Source organism: Nonlabens sp. Ci31 (genome assembly GCF_012974865.1).
Taxonomy (GTDB): domain Bacteria; phylum Bacteroidota; class Bacteroidia; order Flavobacteriales; family Flavobacteriaceae; genus Nonlabens.
Window position 1 is genome coordinate 2,538,770 of sequence record NZ_CP043633.1, and the last position, 16,642, is coordinate 2,555,411.

Here is a 16,642-nt window from a genome sequence, read left to right on the forward strand (position 1 = left end):
ATGAAATTTAAACTTTTTCGTTTTGTATTAACCAAATTATCTAAGGACAAGGCAAGATATTTTATAGATTTCATTGTATTCGGTATTGGTTTCTTCATGTCTACTGGCATAGCTTTGTGTATTTCTATAATTGTCAATAAAAACATGACTAAGGAAGAGCTTGGCTTATATAATTATAATAAGAGTCTTTTAGAATTTGCAGCTTATGCCTCTTCATTACTCTTGTATAGAGGTTATCTAAGATTCAATATAACAGGAAACAATATTTCGCTTTTTAATAAAGTAAAATTCGTAAATTTTATTGCTTTTGTTTTTTTGGAAATCCTAGCCTATTATTTGACTAGAAGTTATTGGGCATTATTATTTCCATTTTTTATCTTTTATGAAGAAAGGTTATATTTTTTCAGATCTCTAATGATAGTTAAAAAAGTTAATTTCTTAAAAATTAGCAGTTCACTATTAAGCCTGTCTTTATTATTGATCTTTCTTCACTTTAATTTTATTGAGCCCAACTTTGTTTTGTTCGCATATGGTTTAGGTTTTATTCTAGCCCTTTTATTTTATTTTAATAAGAAAAAAATAAAAAAAGACTTTGAAATAATTACTTGGAGAAAGATTTTATTTTATTCCTTACCAGGTTTGGGAGCAGTCATTGTTAGATTATCATTGGACGTCTCATCACAGTATCTAATAAAAAGTGAATTCGATTTAATAGAGTTGTCTAAATATGCTATTGCAACTCGTGTTTTATTAAGCATTAAATTATTTTCCAGTCTTTTAATGATGTTTTTCCCCATTTTGTATTTTAGAGAGATAAAAATAAAAAACATTAATTTCATTAATAGGACCCGAATAATGTCTTTATCTTTAATGCTTCTTATAGTAATCTTATCTATAATTTTTAGAAATCAAATATATTGGTTAATGGGTGCTTCAGATTATATGGAATATAGCTATATGTATAGCTTTTTAGTTATTTCGGAGTTCTTCTTTGTAATTGCCGGTTTATGGGGTATTTATCTTTCATACGCTTTAAAAACTCATGTAACACTTTTAATTTATTTGCTCGGCGCAGTGTTTAATATAATAATTTTAGGTCTATTTTTACCCTTATATGGAATTATAGTAGCTCCTTTATCAATATTAACAACGAATATATTCATGGCGACTTTAATGTTCATTGTATCCTTTAGAATGGAAAGAAAATTTTTAAAATCAATATTATGAATTTAATAATTGATGGAGATAGGCTGATTTTTAAAAATAATTTCTTTTTGTTAGAAGATTTGTATACACCTGAGTTCTTTAAATATTCTGATAGTAGAGCAGTTGATTATTATAATAAGACATATTTTGTAAATGAATTATTTGTCAATTTCATACAAAATTTTCTCGCTTTAGAGAAATTTATTATGGATAATAAAATTAGTTATATAGACACGACAAAATCTTCAAACATATTATTGTATTATGTTGTAGACATTGCAAAAACGCATAATCTAAAAATAAGTCGAAGTCGTTCTTATTCAAAATATTTTAACATCACTAAATTTTATTTCCATTTAGTCAGCTCGTACATTCTCTTGGTTTTATTAATGATTAAAATACCCCAAAAAAAAATTGAGAGAAAGAAAGGAGATATAGCGATTATAAGGACCCCATCATTGAAAAATAAAATTGAGCATTTAAATTTGTTTTCTGAGATCGAGGATCCTTACAGCAATGATTCGTTGTATAAATATTTCAAACTTTCCACAAGACTTGTTTTGTTAAGTAAATCATTTTTTGAGTCTTTCTCTCAATATGCTGTACTTAAGAATACAATGAAAATTTATTTAGGCTGTAATTCGAAATTTTTATTAAACTCATTTTATGGTAAACGTTTAGTTCATTTAAATTTATACAAGAATATTCTTGATTCTTATATGAAATCTAACGATTTTGATAAATTGTATACGAGTAACAACTTAGATCGATTTGCAGTGGTAGAGGAGGAATTAGCAAAAAAACATAATGTTAGCCTAGTTGGCATTCCTCACGGATTGGAATATGGATTTAAGTTTCCAAAATGTTTTACGGGAGATGTATTTTATGTAACAAGTAAATTAGCTGTTAATTACTTTAATAATTTATATAAGACTACTAAATTTATATTTGATGAGGATTTTATTACATCAATTTTCAGAAAAAAGATTATTATCAAATCAGAGACTAAAATTGTATATTTTTCTGAACCTAGAGAAGGTAATGTAAATCATCAAATTATCAGTGGCTTACTCCCTTTTCTAAAAGATTTTAATGTATCACTAAAATTGAAGTTACATCCTAAAGAAAAACAGGAAGAGTATCAAAAATATAATTTGGAAATCATAGAGGATTTTAATGAAGCAATTATCGGAAATATTTGTTTTTCAAGAAAGTCTACCATATTATTAGAAGCTTTATATAATGACTCGATTTCTTCTGCCATACTAATTAATCAAAAGGATAAAACAATTTTTTCAAATTTCCCATCCCTTCAAATTAAAGACATTAATCAGGCTTATAATTTTAAGGAATTAGCGAATTGGATTATAGAATCCCATAAAATAAAAAAAACATGAAAAAAGATTTTAAAAACGGACTTAAAATACTTGATTGCACTTTAAGAGATGGCGGTTATTACACTAATTGGGACTTTGATGAGCAGTTAGTTAAGGACTACTGTTCTGCAATGGAATCTCTTCCTATAGACTATGTAGAAATAGGTTACAGAAGTGCGGAGTTAGAGGGTTATTTAGGAGAATATTTTTATTGTCCGGTCTATAAAATGAAAGAGTTAAAACTATTGATGCCCAATAAGAAACTTGTTATAATTCTGGATGAAAAAAATGTTGAATTAGAGAATTTGGATGACTTGTTAGACCCTTGTCTTGATTATATCTCTATGATAAGAATTGCTATTTCTCCTAATAATTTTGACAAAGCAATTCCAATAGCCATACGAATTAAAGAGAAAGGTTTTGAGGTTGGTTTTAACATAATGTACATGTCAACTTGGATGGAGAATAAAGAGTTTATCAATAAAATACATATGATTGATGGATTAGTTGACTACTTCTATATGGTAGATTCTTATGGTGGAATTTTGCCTAATGATGTTAAAGAAGTTGCAGAATTGGTAAAATCAAAGACAAATTCTAAAATCGGATTTCATGGGCACGACAATCTTGAAATGGGTCTTATAAATAGTATAACTGCTATTAATTGTGGCTGTGCTATCATTGATTCTACTATTACGGGAATGGGTAGAGGGGCAGGTAATCTCAAAACAGAGCTTTTAATGACTTACTTAGCATCAAAAATGGATTGGAATATCTCATTTGATGTTTTGAGTGATGTTGTTTCAGATTTTGAAAAACTACAAGAAGAACATAAGTGGGGTACAAATTTGCCTTATATGATTTCTGGGGCCTATTCTTTACCTCAGAAAGATGTTATGAGTTGGATTTCTAAAAGGAGGTACTCCATAGGAGGTATAGTTAATGCGTTACAAGAGCAAGTCTCAGAGGGAGATGTTGTTAAATTCGATATTCTACCAAAAGAGATTGCATTTAAAAAAGCAGTTATTGTAGGAGGTGGCGACAGTGCTATATCTAATTTCAAAGCTATCAAATCGTATATTGAGCTGATTTCAAAAGATAAAGATGTTTGTATCATACACGCAAGTACGAGGCATGCTCAAGCATATAATAAATTTATTTTACCACAGTTTTACTGTTTAGCAGGAAATGAAGGTCACAGATTGCAAAAAGTATTTAAAAACTTGTCTCTTATAGAACATAAATGCATCTTACCAGCTAAAAGGAGTATGGGGTCCTTCGTGCCAAAAGAAATATTAAGCCATACTTTTGAGTTACCTACCACTGATTTTCTTGATAAGCATCATGATTCACCGCTAGCGATCGCTATGGAGATCAGTGTTTATTTTGAGATATCAAATATTGATTTTATCGGGTTTGATGGTTATGATGTTACTAAGAATAAGTCGGAATTTGATATTGCAAAAGAAAATCAATATTTGTTTGATAAGCTAAAATCTAAAAATATAAAATACTCGTCCCTAACAAGTACAAAATATCAGATCAAGGAAAGCTCCATTTACAGTAAAATAAAATAACTATGAAAATTGTAGGAGTTATACCAGCAAGATATAAATCATCTCGATTTGAAGGAAAGCCTTTGGCTTTAATTAATTCTAAGCCAATGATAATTCATGTACTTGAGCAGGTTGAAAAGGCTATTGGTAAAGAAAATACTTTCGTTGCTACAGATGATAAAAGAATACATGACCTTGTTAAATCAAAAGGTTATAACAGCGTTATTACTCCTGAATCTTGCGCAACAGGAACCGATAGAATTTGGGAATTTGCAAAACAAATAGACGCAGATATTTATTTAAATATTCAAGGAGATGAGCCCATGGTTTCCCCTATTGATATTCTCTCCGTAATTGAGGTAAAGAAAAAAAATATGAATTGCGTTATTAATGGGATGTTACCTATTTCTAAAAGTGAAGATCCTAATGATATAAATATACCTAAAGTACTTGTTAATAAGAACAATGATTTAATTTACATGTCAAGATTACCATTGCCTGGTGTAAAAGATTTGGCCAATAAAACTAAACCACTTTTCTTAAAACAGGTTTGTATTTATGCGTTTAATTTTGAACAATTAAAGACTTTTGGAATCAATAATAAAAAAAGTTCATTTGAGGCTTTTGAGGATATTGAAATTCTAAGGTTTATGGATTCTGATATAAAAGTTAAAATGGTGATGATGGAAACGGAAACAATAGCAGTGGATAACCCAGGTGATATTATAAAAGTTGAGAATGCCATAAAATTAAGAAAATGAAAATAAAAAATATACTTTGGGATTTTGACGGTGTTATTTTAGACTCAATGAGTGTAAGAGATTGGGGCTTTCGCGAAATTTTTAAAAACAACAAAAAAGAAGATGTAGATCAATTAATCAGATATCATCGTCAAAATGGTGGTTTATCTCGTTACGTTAAAATACGATATTTTCATGAAGATATTTTACAAATACCTATTAATGATAGTGAAGTGTTAGCCTACGCAAATTCCTTTTCTGATTTAATGAGAACTCGGCTAATAGATAAAAGTAATTTAATTCAGGAAACTGTTAATTTTATAAGATTGAATTCTGAAAATTATAATTTCCATATTGTTTCTGGTTCTGATCAAGAAGAATTGAGATTCATTTGTTCACGACTTAATTTATCAAATTATTTTCTTTCAATACACGGGTCACCTACACCTAAAAATGAGTTAGTAAAGAATTTAATTTCTAATTATAATTATATTTTTACTGATACAATATTAATTGGTGATTCGGTAAATGACTATGAGGCGGCTAGAAAAAACGATCTTAGTTTTTATGGATATAATAATTTGGAATTGAAAAGTATAAGTGATTTTTATATTGAAGGTTTTGAAACATTAGAAAAAAGACTTTAGATTTTTCAATGGATGAAAATGTTTTTTTTTGTTTTATTTGTTGCAAATGTATACTCATGGATATATTTCATTAAAAATCTGATCATCTTGATTTTGTATCAAGCCTTATTCAAAGTTTAATTAGCAAGCAGACAATTTTATTTTGCTGAAATTCTCAATATTTTGGCTAATTGTAGTCTAGTGGGTCTCATAAAAATCCTTCTCTAAATCAGTTAATTACAAATATATTTTAATTACTTATAAGTTCTTTTTTATAAAAGCAGTTATTGTGTAGATCAAATATTGTAGTTACTTATCTTTGTTGCTTTTAATGATTCAATTAATATTAAGTTAAGAATTGTATGTATTAATGTGAACATTGGTAACGGGTAGCTATTTGTATTGGTCCATTTTATTATCCTTTTTTAAATAATAAAGATCAAATAAATGGCGTGTTATTTAAAAAAAAAATAGGGTTATTCAAAAAAAGTAGAAATGAAGAATAAAGTATTATTAATTACTGGAGGTACAGGTTCTTTTGGAAACGCAGTACTCAACCGTTTTTTAAACACAGACCATTTTAAAGAGATACGCATCTTTTCCAGAGATGAGAAGAAGCAACATGATATGCGTAAAGAGCTTAATAGTCCTAAGCTTAAGTTTTACATAGGAGATGTGAGGGATAAGAGCAGTATCATGAAAGCTATGCAGGGAGTAGATTATGTATTTCACGCTGCAGCTTTAAAGCAAGTTCCTTCCTGTGAGTTTTTCCCGATGGAAGCTACGAGAACTAATGTTTTTGGAACTCAAAATGTCATTGATGCTGCAGAAGATTGTGAAGTTAAAAAGGTTATTTGTTTGAGTACAGATAAAGCTGCTTATCCTATTAACGCCATGGGAATTTCAAAAGCACTAATGGAAAAGATCGCTGTAGCCGCATCACGTAATCTTGAAAAAACAGTAGTGTGCTTAACGAGATATGGAAATGTAATGGCAAGTAGAGGATCTGTTATTCCACTTTTTAAAGATCAAATCTTGAATGGTGAACCCATTACAGTAACAGACCCTAATATGACACGTTTTTTAATGTCATTGGAAGAAGCAGTAGAGTTGGTGCTATTTGCATTTGAGCATGGTAATTCTGGAGATTTATTTGTTAATAAAGCTCCCGCAGGAACCATTGGAGATATGGTTACAGCCATGAAAGAGTTGTATAATGCTGATAATGAAGTTAAAATTATTGGTACTCGTCATGGAGAAAAGCTCTATGAAACTCTTTGCACTCGAGAAGAAATGATCAAAGCAGAAGATATGGGTGATTTTTACCGTATCCCTGCAGATAATAGAGATCTTAATTATTCACAATACTTTTCAGAGGGTAAAGAGGATATTTCGAAAATTGATGATTATCATTCTCATAATACAGAGCAGTTAGATGTTCAAGGAATGAAAGCGCTTATCCGAGAACTGCCTATCATTAAAAACTCGCTTCCGCGAAAGCAAAATTAAAATAATGAAGCAACCACAGATTATTACCGGTGGAACAGCAAATGATAATCGAGGCAGTATCCTTTTTAACAATGATTTAAACTTAGTTGATGTTAAAAGAATGTATACTGTTCAAAATAAGACTAAATCATTTGTAAGAGGATGGCAAGGACATAAAATACAACAAAGATGGTTTACTGCTATTGATGGATGTTTTGAAATTAATCTTATCGATTATAATAAATTTGAAATGGGAATTACTACTCATTATAAGTTTGAATTATCAAGTGAAGTAAGCAGCACCTTGCATATTCCAGCGGGATATATGACTACTATTCAAGCCACAACAAACACTAATAAATTGCTAGTTTTTTCAGATTTTTTATTAAATGAGATTGATGATGAGTACAGGTTTGAATTAGGACACTTCAGTATTTATTTAAGTTGAAAACAATGAAGAAAATAGGAATTACCGGTCAAGAAGGTTTTTTAGGATCACATATAGCTAATAATTTAAAGTTATTGCCAGAGGAGTATCAATTAGTTTATTATGATATTTCCTTCTTTAAAAACAAAGATCTATTAGATCAATTTGTATCCAGCTGCGATGTTATTTATCATCTAGCAGCCATGAACAGACATGATGATCAACAAGTCATTTTTGATACTAACATAGCGCTAGTAGAAAGTCTCATTGCTTCACTAGAAAGAACTAATTCAGCACCACACGTCCTCTTTTCTTCTTCTTCTCAAGAGCTACAGGATAATCTATACGGTAAGTCTAAGCTCATAGGCAGAGAACTTCTGGAAAAATGGGCAAAAGAAAACAAAGCTAGTTTTACAGGTTTTGTTATTCCTAACGTATATGGACCATTTGGTAAACCATTTTATAATTCTTTTGTAGCAACTTTTTGCCATTTATTGACTCATAATGATAGTCCCAAAGTATTAAATGACAGTGAAGTATCCTTAATTTATGTTCAAAATTTAGTAGTAGCAATGCTTGAGCCCATAAAAAATATAGAAATAGGTATAAATAGAATAGCTGTTCCAGAAGATGGAACTTATAAAGTAAGTGAAGTTTTAGTTCTGCTCAACAGATTCAAGAAAGATTATTTTGATCAAGGCATAATGTCTTCCCTTAAGGATGGATTTGAACTAAATATGTTTAATACTTTTAGAAGTTATATCGATCATAAAAATCATTTCCCAGTTTTATATGCTCAACATACAGATGATAGAGGTGCTTTTGTTGAAATAATAAGATTGGAACAGCAAGGACAGGTTTCTTTTTCTACTACAGTTCCTGAAGTGACAAGGGGAAATCATTACCATACGAGAAAAATAGAAAGATTCTCTGTAATTAAAGGTAAAGCGCTTATTGAATTACGTAAAATTGGTACAGACGAGGTGCTGAGTTTCCATCTTGATGGAAAACAACCTTCGTATGTAGATATGCCTATATGGTATACACATAATATTAAAAATATAGGAGGAGAAGAATTATATACTATGTTTTGGATCAATGAATTTTATGATCCCAAAGATGCAGACACCCATTTTGAAACCGTTTAAATAATGAAAAAATTAAAAGTAGCTACAGTTGTAGGGACACGACCAGAAATTATTAGACTCTCGAGGGTTCTAGCAGCATTAGATGCATCTCCTGCAATAGAACACACTTTAATTCACACTGGTCAAAATTACGACTATGAATTAAATCAAATTTTCTTTGATGATTTAGGTCTACGTAAACCAGATTATTTCCTTGAGGCAGCTGGTAAGAGTGCAGCTGAGACCGTAGGTAATATCATGATCAAAATAGATGTGCTTTTAGAGGAGTTAAAGCCTGAAGCCTTTCTAGTATTAGGAGATACAAATAGCTGTTTGTGTGCTATCCCAGCAAAAAAACGTCAAATTCCAATATTCCACATGGAGGCAGGAAATAGGTGTTTTGATCAACGAGTACCAGAAGAAACCAATCGTAAAATCGTCGACCATACGTCAGATGTTAATTTAACCTATTCCGATATCGCTCGAGAATATTTATTAAGAGAAGGTTTACCAGCAGATCGCATTATAAAGACGGGCTCCCCCATGTTTGAAGTTCTTAATCACTATTTGAGTGATATAAAAGCCTCCAATGTAGTTAAAGAACTGGGTTTAGAAAAAGGAAAATATTTCGTTGTTTCTGCACACAGACAAGAAAATATAAATAGCGATAGAAACTTTTTTAATCTTTTTGAAACATTAAATGAAATTGCAAAAAAGTATGATTACCCCATAATCTTCTCAACCCATCCTAGAACCAGAAATCGTATTGATACGGCTAAATTAGAGCTGAATAGAAACATAAGGTTCTTAAAACCGCTAGGTTTTAATGATTATAATAATCTACAAGCAAATGCATTTGTAGTACTTTCTGACAGTGGAACTATTTCTGAAGAGTCCAGTATTCTTAATTTTAGAGCGCTTAATATCAGAGAAGCTCATGAGCGTCCTGAAGCTATGGAAGAAGCATCCGTAATGATGGTCGGTTTAGAAAAAGAACGTATTTTACAAGCCCTAGAGCACGTGCAGTTGCAGCAAATAGATGAGCACAGAAGCATGCGATTAGTAGCAGATTATTCTATTCCTAACGTAAGTGAGAAAGTAGTAAGGATCATTTTGAGTTATACAGATTATATAAGAAAGGTAGTTTGGCGTGAGTAAGTTAAAAAGAGAAAAAATGCGCATTTTACTGGTTACTCAATATTTTCATCCCGAAAATTTTAAGAGTACAGATATAGCATTTGAACTATCAAAAAAAGGTCATATAGTAACAGTATTAACTGGAATCCCTAATTATCCAGCAGGAAAATTCTTTCAAGGATACGGGATTTTTAAAAAGCGCAAGGAGACTATTAACAATGTAAGAATTATTAGATGTCTTTTATGGCCTAGAGGTAAATCATCTGGGTTTGAATTAGCACTTAATTACTTCAGTTGGGCTTTCTTTGCCTCTTTAAGAGGGGTTTTTCTCGCTTTTTCAAATAAATATGATAAAATAATTGTTCATGAACCTTCTCCTATAACTCAAGGATTACCGGCCATAGTGATTAAAAGATTAATTAAAAAACCTATCATTTTTTGGGTTTTAGATTTGTGGCCTGACAGTTTAATATCAGCGGGGAATATTACTAATAAAAGAGTATTAAACTTCTTTGAAAAATTAACTATTTTTATATATAATAATTGCGATAAAATTTTGATTAGTTCAAAGAGTTTTGAAAACTCTATCCTAGATAAAGGACAGCACAAATCAAAAGTATCTTATTTTCCAAATTGGTCTAAAGACCTTTCTTTGCAGGATAGCAGTATGTCTATACCCAAACTACCAGAAGGTTTTACGGTACTTTTTGCAGGAAATATAGGAGAGGCTCAAGATATGGACACTATCGTAAAGGCTTGCAAACTTTTAACTAAGGAAGATAATATTAGAATAGTTTTAATAGGCGATGGTAGAAAATCAACTTTTATAGAAGAAAGTATTTCTAATTTTGGTCTTCAAAATGTTTTATTTGCATTTGGTAGATTTCCTATAGAATACATGGCTACTTTCTATACTCAAGCTGACTCTTTGTTAGTGTCATTAAAAAACGAGGAAGCTTTTACTAAGACAGTTCCAGCAAAAATGCAATCCTATCTAAGTATTAAAAAACCGATTATAGGTCTATTAAATGGTGAAGGAAGCGACTTAATAAATGAAATATCCTGCGGTTACACTGCTCAGGCAGGAAATGAAGTCGATTTTGTTAGAGTGCTAAAACAATTAGCTAATACTGATAAAGCTACTCTTGATTTAATGGGGCATCGTGGATATGATTATTTCAAATCTCATTTTAAAATTGAGTCATCAATGAATCAGTTAGAAAATGTTCTTTATGAAACAAAGTAATTTATTAATTTCAGGAGCCACAGGTTTTGTAGGTCAGAATTTAACTTTGTTTTTAAGTAACCAAAGTTTTGATATCATTCCTCTTTCGCGAAAGCAAAACACTGAAAATACAATTACCTATGATCGGCTAGATAAAACAGATTTTGATCAATCAAATGCATTCATCCACTTAGCTGGTAAAGCACATGATTTAAAGAACACATCACTTGATGAGGAGTATTATGAAGTAAATACGGAACTAACAAAGACACTTTTTGATTTATTTCTAGAGTCTAATTGCAAGACCTTTATATATTTTAGTTCTGTTAAAGCGGTTGCAGATCAAGTGGAAGGTATATTGACAGAGGAGCATCCATACCAGCCAGAAACAGTATATGGCAAGTCTAAAGCACTGGCAGAGCAATATTTATTAAGTAAAGAATTACCAAAAGATAAACGTTTGTATATTTTAAGACCTTGTATGATTCATGGTCCAGGAAATAAAGGCAATCTAAATTTATTATACAAAGTAGTTTTAAAAGGAATGCCTTATCCTCTGGCCGCATTTAAAAATAAACGATCATTTGTCTCCATCAACACCATTAATACGGTAATACACCAGCTGTTAACCCAGTTGCCTCATACAGACACATTTAATATGGCAGACGACGACGCTATATCCACTAATGAATTAATAGAAACTATTGCTAGCGCAATAGGTAAAAAACCTAAGCTTATGGCTGTAAACCCTAGTCTTATTAATGCCGTCGCAGGCTTAGGAAGCATTTTAAAACTGCCCTTAAATAAAGAAAGGTTACAAAAACTGACAGAGTCTTATCAAGTAAGTAACAAAAAAATAAAAGCAGCCTTGCATATGACCACGCCATTAGACACTAAAATAGGGCTAGAGACAACTATTAAATCATTTAAGAATACTTAATGCTATATATCACCGTCTTTATTTTATTAATCATTTGCTCTGTTGTTTATCTAAAAATAGCAGCCAAGTTTAATATCATAGATAAACCTAATCATAGAAGTTCCCACACTCAGATTACTATTAGAGGTGGAGGCGTTTTATTTTATATAGGACTTCTTATATTCTTTATAAGTAGCGGTTTCCAGTATCCTTATCTATTTATAGGGGTCACTTTAATTGCTGGATTGAGTTTTGTGGATGATTTAAAACCTTTGCCACCTAGTTTGAGACTGCCATTTCAATTTACGGCTGCTATTTTAGTGCTTGTAGAGATAGGTCAAGTATTTCCTTTGTTAGGTATGGCGCTGCTGTTAATAGTAGCGGTAGGTTTTATCAACGCCTTTAACTTTATGGACGGTATTAACGGGATTACAGGGTTTTATACCCTAGCAGTCTTTGGTTTCTTAAGTTACTTCAATACTTTTATAGAAGAATTTATCCACCCAGATTTGCTGTTGTTTATATTGATGTCGGTTCTGGTTTTTGGGTTCTATAACTTTAGGAAAAAAGCACTGTTTTTTGCTGGAGATGTGGGTAGTATTTCGCTAGCGGTTATTTTTTTATTTGTCGTGCTTAGCTTTTACGATCATTTTACAGCACCTGTCGCAGTTCTTCTAGTCTCTGTTTACGGTGCAGATAGTGTCATGACTATCATACGACGTATTTTGATGAAAGAAAAAATTACAGAAGCGCATAGGCATCACTTGTATCAATTATTTGTAGACTCTCAAAAACACAGCCATATAGCCACGTCCTTTTATTATTTTATGATGCAACTAGTGATGTGTGCGGTTGTTTATTTTTCATTTAGATCAAGTATGGAACTGCAAATTGTAATTTCCATATGTTCTTTATTTATTCTTGCCGTTATCTATCTCATGCTGGTTCGTTATTTTCTTAACTTGAGCAGAACACCAATCACAAATGCTTAAGAGAATTTATTTATCACCTACAGCGTATTATTTTAAAGACAGCTTTAAATTACCAAGCGGTGAGCTATCTTATTCAGATATTTATAAGGATGTGAATGCTTTTGAAATGAGCATAAAAACATATTTAGAAACAGATAAGCCCTGCTTAGCCTTAAACTCTGGAACGTCAGCTCTTCATATTGCTTTAAACTTGGCTGGTGTTACTTCGGGGGATTACGTCTTGTGCCAGTCTCATACTTTTGTTGCTTCTGCTAACACTATTAGGTATCAAGGTGCAATTCCCGTATTTATAGATAGTGAAGAGACCACATGGAATATAGACCAGCAGTATCTTGAAAGTGCTGTAAAAGATTTAAATTCAAAAAATATTTATCCAAAGGCACTTATCGCTACGAGTCTATATGGAATGCCATTTGAAGTTGATGCTATTGACGCTTTCGCGAAAGCGAATAATATAAAAGTTATTGAAGACAGTGCCGAAGCTTTGGGTAGTTCTTACAAGAATAGAAAATGTGGCACTCTAGGTGACTACGGTATCTTGTCTTTTAATTATAATAAAATTATCACTAGTGGTGGTGGAGGTATTTTGGTTTGTAAAAATGAAGAAGAATATTCAAGAGGATTAAAGCTAGCTACTCAAGCAAAAGAAAAGTCCATTCACTATCAGCATCAAGAGATAGGGTATAATTATAGAATAGGACATTTAAATGCAAAAATAGGTGTTGCCCAAATGAGTGTGTTGGAACAGAATATCAAGTCGAGAAGACAACTGAACGATTGGTATCGAAATTTGTTTGAAAATATAGAAGGAGTAGAGGTTCAGTTTGAAAAAAGTATGAGTTACCATTCCAACCACTGGCTTAGTGCTATACTAGTGGAGCCTTCACAAACAGCTGGAATCACTAGAGAAGATATACGACTAGTTTTGGAAAAGGATCAGATAGAATCCAGACCGCTTTGGAAACCTATGCACCTGCAGCCTTTGTATAAAGATTATCCTTATTATGGTGCTAAAGTTTGTGAGACCTTATTTGAAAAAGGATTGTGCCTGCCTTCTGGTTCTAACATGACCGATGAGGATCGGGAACGAATAGAAAATGCCATCCAGCGACTATTTAAAATCTAATACTTTGATCCTTATCTTATCAACAGTACGTGTCTAACTACATAGGCTGTTTGTTTTGTAGCCATACACCTATCAGCAAACCTTAATTTAAAGATCAACAGGTAGAGAAGTCTATAGGTCATAGCTTTATGAAGTCTAGGTGATTTTTAATGCTCCTGTTCTAAAAAGTTCAAGTAAGGTTGGAGGAGCAATATTGGAGAAAGGTAAACGGTCTAGTAGACTTACTGTTCTCCAGTCTGTCAGCAGGCATTCTGCAAAAGCTATTTAGGAGTAACTTCCCCTATTTGGCGGAATAAGTCCTAGGGATTTATCTTGATAAATCGCAATTAACTTCGATCAATGTTTACAATTGTATTCGTTAATCGGTAAAAAATGCTGAAAAACGAAAATAAAATTTTTAAAGTTGAAAAAGGCAAAGAAGTAGCTAAGTTCGTGTTCACAAATGCTATAAATAGAATAAAAATTATAAATGAGTTATGCGAAATAGAAAAATAATGTTTACCGTTTTTGCCTTTTTGGCAGTTGTCAGCTTTGCAAATGCACAAGTAAGTTTTGGTACTAATGTTGACGATCAAGCACCTATTCCCGGATTACTATTAGCTGCTCTAGCTGGTCTTGTGATAGGTGTACGAAAAATATACCATAAGAAATAAATTTATTTTATTTAATTTTAAGGGCAATGTAGATACATGGCCCTTTTTTTTACGCTATTTTTACGATCGGGGAAATGAAAGCAGAATACTTCAGAAATAGAGTGGCTCAAATATTTTGGAATGGGGACAATTCTCTCCAATTCAAGAATTTAAGGTATCTACCACGTTGGGTGGTAGTGGCCATAGATCTCCTATTAGTGGTCATCTCTTTCTATTTTTCCTTTCTAATAGTGGATAATATAGCGTCTACTTTTTATAACGTGCTTTCGATTTATCAACAAGCAACATTTATAATTCTTGTTTACGTCGCTTCCTTTTTTACGTTCAGCACCTATTCTGGCCTGATCCGTCATAGTACTTTTGTAGATATTTTTAAAATTGTGGTGGCTTGCTCATCAGCGATGTTAGTCCTGATAGCCGTCAACTACAGTTATTATTTTGTTTATGGAGAAAAGGTATTTTTAATGCCATTTCTGATTGTTAACATGACCATCTCCTTTATAGCCCTTTTGTCCTTTCGATTGTTTGTAAAAAGAGTTTATTCTTTTGTTTCTCAAAACAAACGAAAAAGCTACAATGTTCTTATCGTAGGAGTCAATGACGATAGCATCGCACTAGCTGAAGCACTTTCCACCTCAAAAAACCAAAACTTTAATCTTGTTGGTTTTATTTCTTTTAAAAAAGACCATCAGCGCATCAAAATTCTCGGAAAGCCTATTATCAAATACGGAAGTACCTTCTACGATAGGATTGCTCCTATGAAGGTGACTGGATTGATCATAGCAGGTTCTCAATTATCCATCAAGCAAAAAAACGAGTTGGTCGATAAGGCGCTGGCAAATGATTTAAAGATTTTCAATGTTCCTGATATCACTCAATGGACCGATAAAGAAGATGTTACTTCTAAAATTAAGGAAATTCAAATCGAGGATCTACTCGAAAGGGACGCTATACATTTAGAGGATTCGCAAATCTCTAACTATCTAAAAAACCGCAATGTTTTGATTACAGGGGGAGCAGGTTCCATAGGAAGCGAAATCGTACGACAAGTTTCCTGCTATCAACCAAAATGTATTCTTATTCTGGATCAGGCAGAATCCCCTTTGTATGATCTAGAATTAGAGTTAAAGGAAAAGTTTCCAAACATTTCCTATCAAGTAGTCTTAGCTGATGTTAGGCGAAAAGATCGATTGGAGCATCTATTTAGGGCCAATGATATTTCGGTTGTTTTTCATGCCGCGGCCTATAAGCATGTTCCTATGATAGAAAAGAATCCTAGAGAAGCCGTTTGTGTCAACATTTTAGGTACGGTTAACTTAGCTGATCTTTCGGTAGCATATGGTATAGACCGCTTTGTTATGATAAGTACAGACAAAGCAGTGAATCCGACCAACGTTATGGGAGCCAGTAAAAGAGCCGCAGAAATTTATGTACAATCTTTACAACAAAAAGCCGATGGCGAGACCAAGTTTATAACCACTCGCTTCGGAAATGTATTGGGATCTAATGGATCAGTCATTCCTTATTTTAAAAAACAAATTGAGAGTGGAGGCCCAGTAACGGTAACACATCAAGATATCATCCGTTATTTTATGACGATTCCAGAAGCCTGTCAATTGGTTCTTCAAGCAGGTACTATGGGTAAAGGTGGAGAGATTTTTGTGTTTGATATGGGGAAACCTGTAAAGATAATGGACCTGGCAGAGCGCATGATCAAACTTTCAGGCTTTAAACCTTATGAAGATATTGATATTAAAATCATTGGTTTAAGGCCAGGAGAGAAGTTGTTTGAAGAGTTATTAAGCAACACCTCTACTGCTATGCCTACCCATCATCAAAAAATAATGATTGCAAAAGACGACCCGCTTTGCTATGAAGACGTTTTAAATCACATTATCGAAATTGCCTCAGCAGCGCAGCAGGAGAATGAAGTTTATGTCGTCAGTAAAATTAAACAACTGGTACCAGAATTTATTAGTAAAAACAGTGTATTTGAACTGCTGGATAAAAACGTTAATCTATAGAATTCCCTACCTTTGCCCAC

The 16,642-nt window shown here is 32.2% G+C and carries 15 protein-coding genes; all 15 read left to right on the forward strand.

Annotation, left to right across the window (positions count from 1 at the left end; translation table 11 throughout):
- Positions 1-1,227: a hypothetical protein gene (locus tag F0365_RS11220; protein WP_169933768.1), complete on the forward strand. Its 1,227-nt coding sequence runs from the start codon at positions 1-3 to the stop codon at positions 1,225-1,227.
- Positions 1,224-2,603: a hypothetical protein gene (locus F0365_RS11225; protein ID WP_169933769.1), complete on the forward strand. Its 1,380-nt coding sequence runs from the start codon at positions 1,224-1,226 to the stop codon at positions 2,601-2,603. The genes F0365_RS11220 and F0365_RS11225 overlap by 4 nt, the downstream gene beginning before the upstream one ends.
- A complete protein-coding gene (locus F0365_RS11230) occupies positions 2,600-4,159 on the forward strand; it encodes an aldolase catalytic domain-containing protein (RefSeq protein ID WP_169933770.1) in 1,560 nt (519 codons plus the stop codon). Before F0365_RS11225 ends, F0365_RS11230 begins: the two co-directional genes overlap by 4 nt.
- 2 nt (positions 4,160-4,161) lie before the next feature.
- Positions 4,162-4,899 (forward strand): 3-deoxy-manno-octulosonate cytidylyltransferase, encoded by a 738-nt coding sequence (locus tag F0365_RS11235; protein ID WP_169933771.1) that lies wholly within the window; start codon positions 4,162-4,164, stop codon positions 4,897-4,899.
- A complete protein-coding gene (locus tag F0365_RS11240) occupies positions 4,896-5,525 on the forward strand; it encodes an HAD family hydrolase (RefSeq protein ID WP_169933772.1) in 630 nt (209 codons plus the stop codon). The genes F0365_RS11235 and F0365_RS11240 overlap by 4 nt, the downstream gene beginning before the upstream one ends.
- Positions 5,526-5,999: 474 nt before the next feature.
- Complete coding sequence (locus F0365_RS11245; RefSeq protein WP_169933773.1) at positions 6,000-7,013, forward strand: polysaccharide biosynthesis protein; 1,014 nt, start codon at positions 6,000-6,002, stop codon at positions 7,011-7,013.
- Positions 7,014-7,017: 4 nt separating this feature from the next.
- A complete protein-coding gene (locus F0365_RS11250) occupies positions 7,018-7,440 on the forward strand; it encodes a WxcM-like domain-containing protein (protein ID WP_169933774.1) in 423 nt (140 codons plus the stop codon).
- Positions 7,441-7,445: 5 nt separating this feature from the next.
- A complete protein-coding gene (locus F0365_RS11255; protein ID WP_169933775.1) occupies positions 7,446-8,567 on the forward strand; it encodes an NAD-dependent epimerase/dehydratase family protein in 1,122 nt (373 codons plus the stop codon).
- 3 nt (positions 8,568-8,570) lie between these two features.
- The gene (wecB, locus tag F0365_RS11260) at positions 8,571-9,704 is read left to right on the forward strand and encodes a non-hydrolyzing UDP-N-acetylglucosamine 2-epimerase (RefSeq protein WP_169933776.1); all 1,134 of its coding nucleotides are present in this window, start codon (positions 8,571-8,573) and stop codon (positions 9,702-9,704) included.
- Entirely contained in the window at positions 9,697-10,929 is a 1,233-nt protein-coding gene (locus tag F0365_RS11265) for a glycosyltransferase family 4 protein (RefSeq protein ID WP_240961610.1), read from the forward strand. The genes wecB and F0365_RS11265 overlap by 8 nt, the downstream gene beginning before the upstream one ends.
- Complete coding sequence (locus F0365_RS11270; protein ID WP_169933777.1) at positions 10,916-11,848, forward strand: NAD-dependent epimerase/dehydratase family protein; 933 nt, start codon at positions 10,916-10,918, stop codon at positions 11,846-11,848. The genes F0365_RS11265 and F0365_RS11270 overlap by 14 nt, the downstream gene beginning before the upstream one ends.
- Positions 11,848-12,819: an MraY family glycosyltransferase gene (locus F0365_RS11275; protein ID WP_169933778.1), complete on the forward strand. Its 972-nt coding sequence runs from the start codon at positions 11,848-11,850 to the stop codon at positions 12,817-12,819. Before F0365_RS11270 ends, F0365_RS11275 begins: the two co-directional genes overlap by 1 nt.
- A complete protein-coding gene (locus F0365_RS11280) occupies positions 12,812-13,945 on the forward strand; it encodes a DegT/DnrJ/EryC1/StrS family aminotransferase (protein ID WP_169933779.1) in 1,134 nt (377 codons plus the stop codon). Before F0365_RS11275 ends, F0365_RS11280 begins: the two co-directional genes overlap by 8 nt.
- Before the next feature lie 476 nt (positions 13,946-14,421).
- Entirely contained in the window at positions 14,422-14,598 is a 177-nt protein-coding gene (locus F0365_RS11285; RefSeq protein WP_169933780.1) for a hypothetical protein, read from the forward strand.
- 74 nt (positions 14,599-14,672) lie between these two features.
- Positions 14,673-16,622 carry a polysaccharide biosynthesis protein gene (locus F0365_RS11290; protein WP_169933781.1) on the forward strand — a complete coding sequence of 650 codons (1,950 nt, stop codon included), beginning with the start codon at positions 14,673-14,675 and terminating at the stop codon, positions 16,620-16,622.
- Positions 16,623-16,642: the final 20 nt, after the last annotated feature.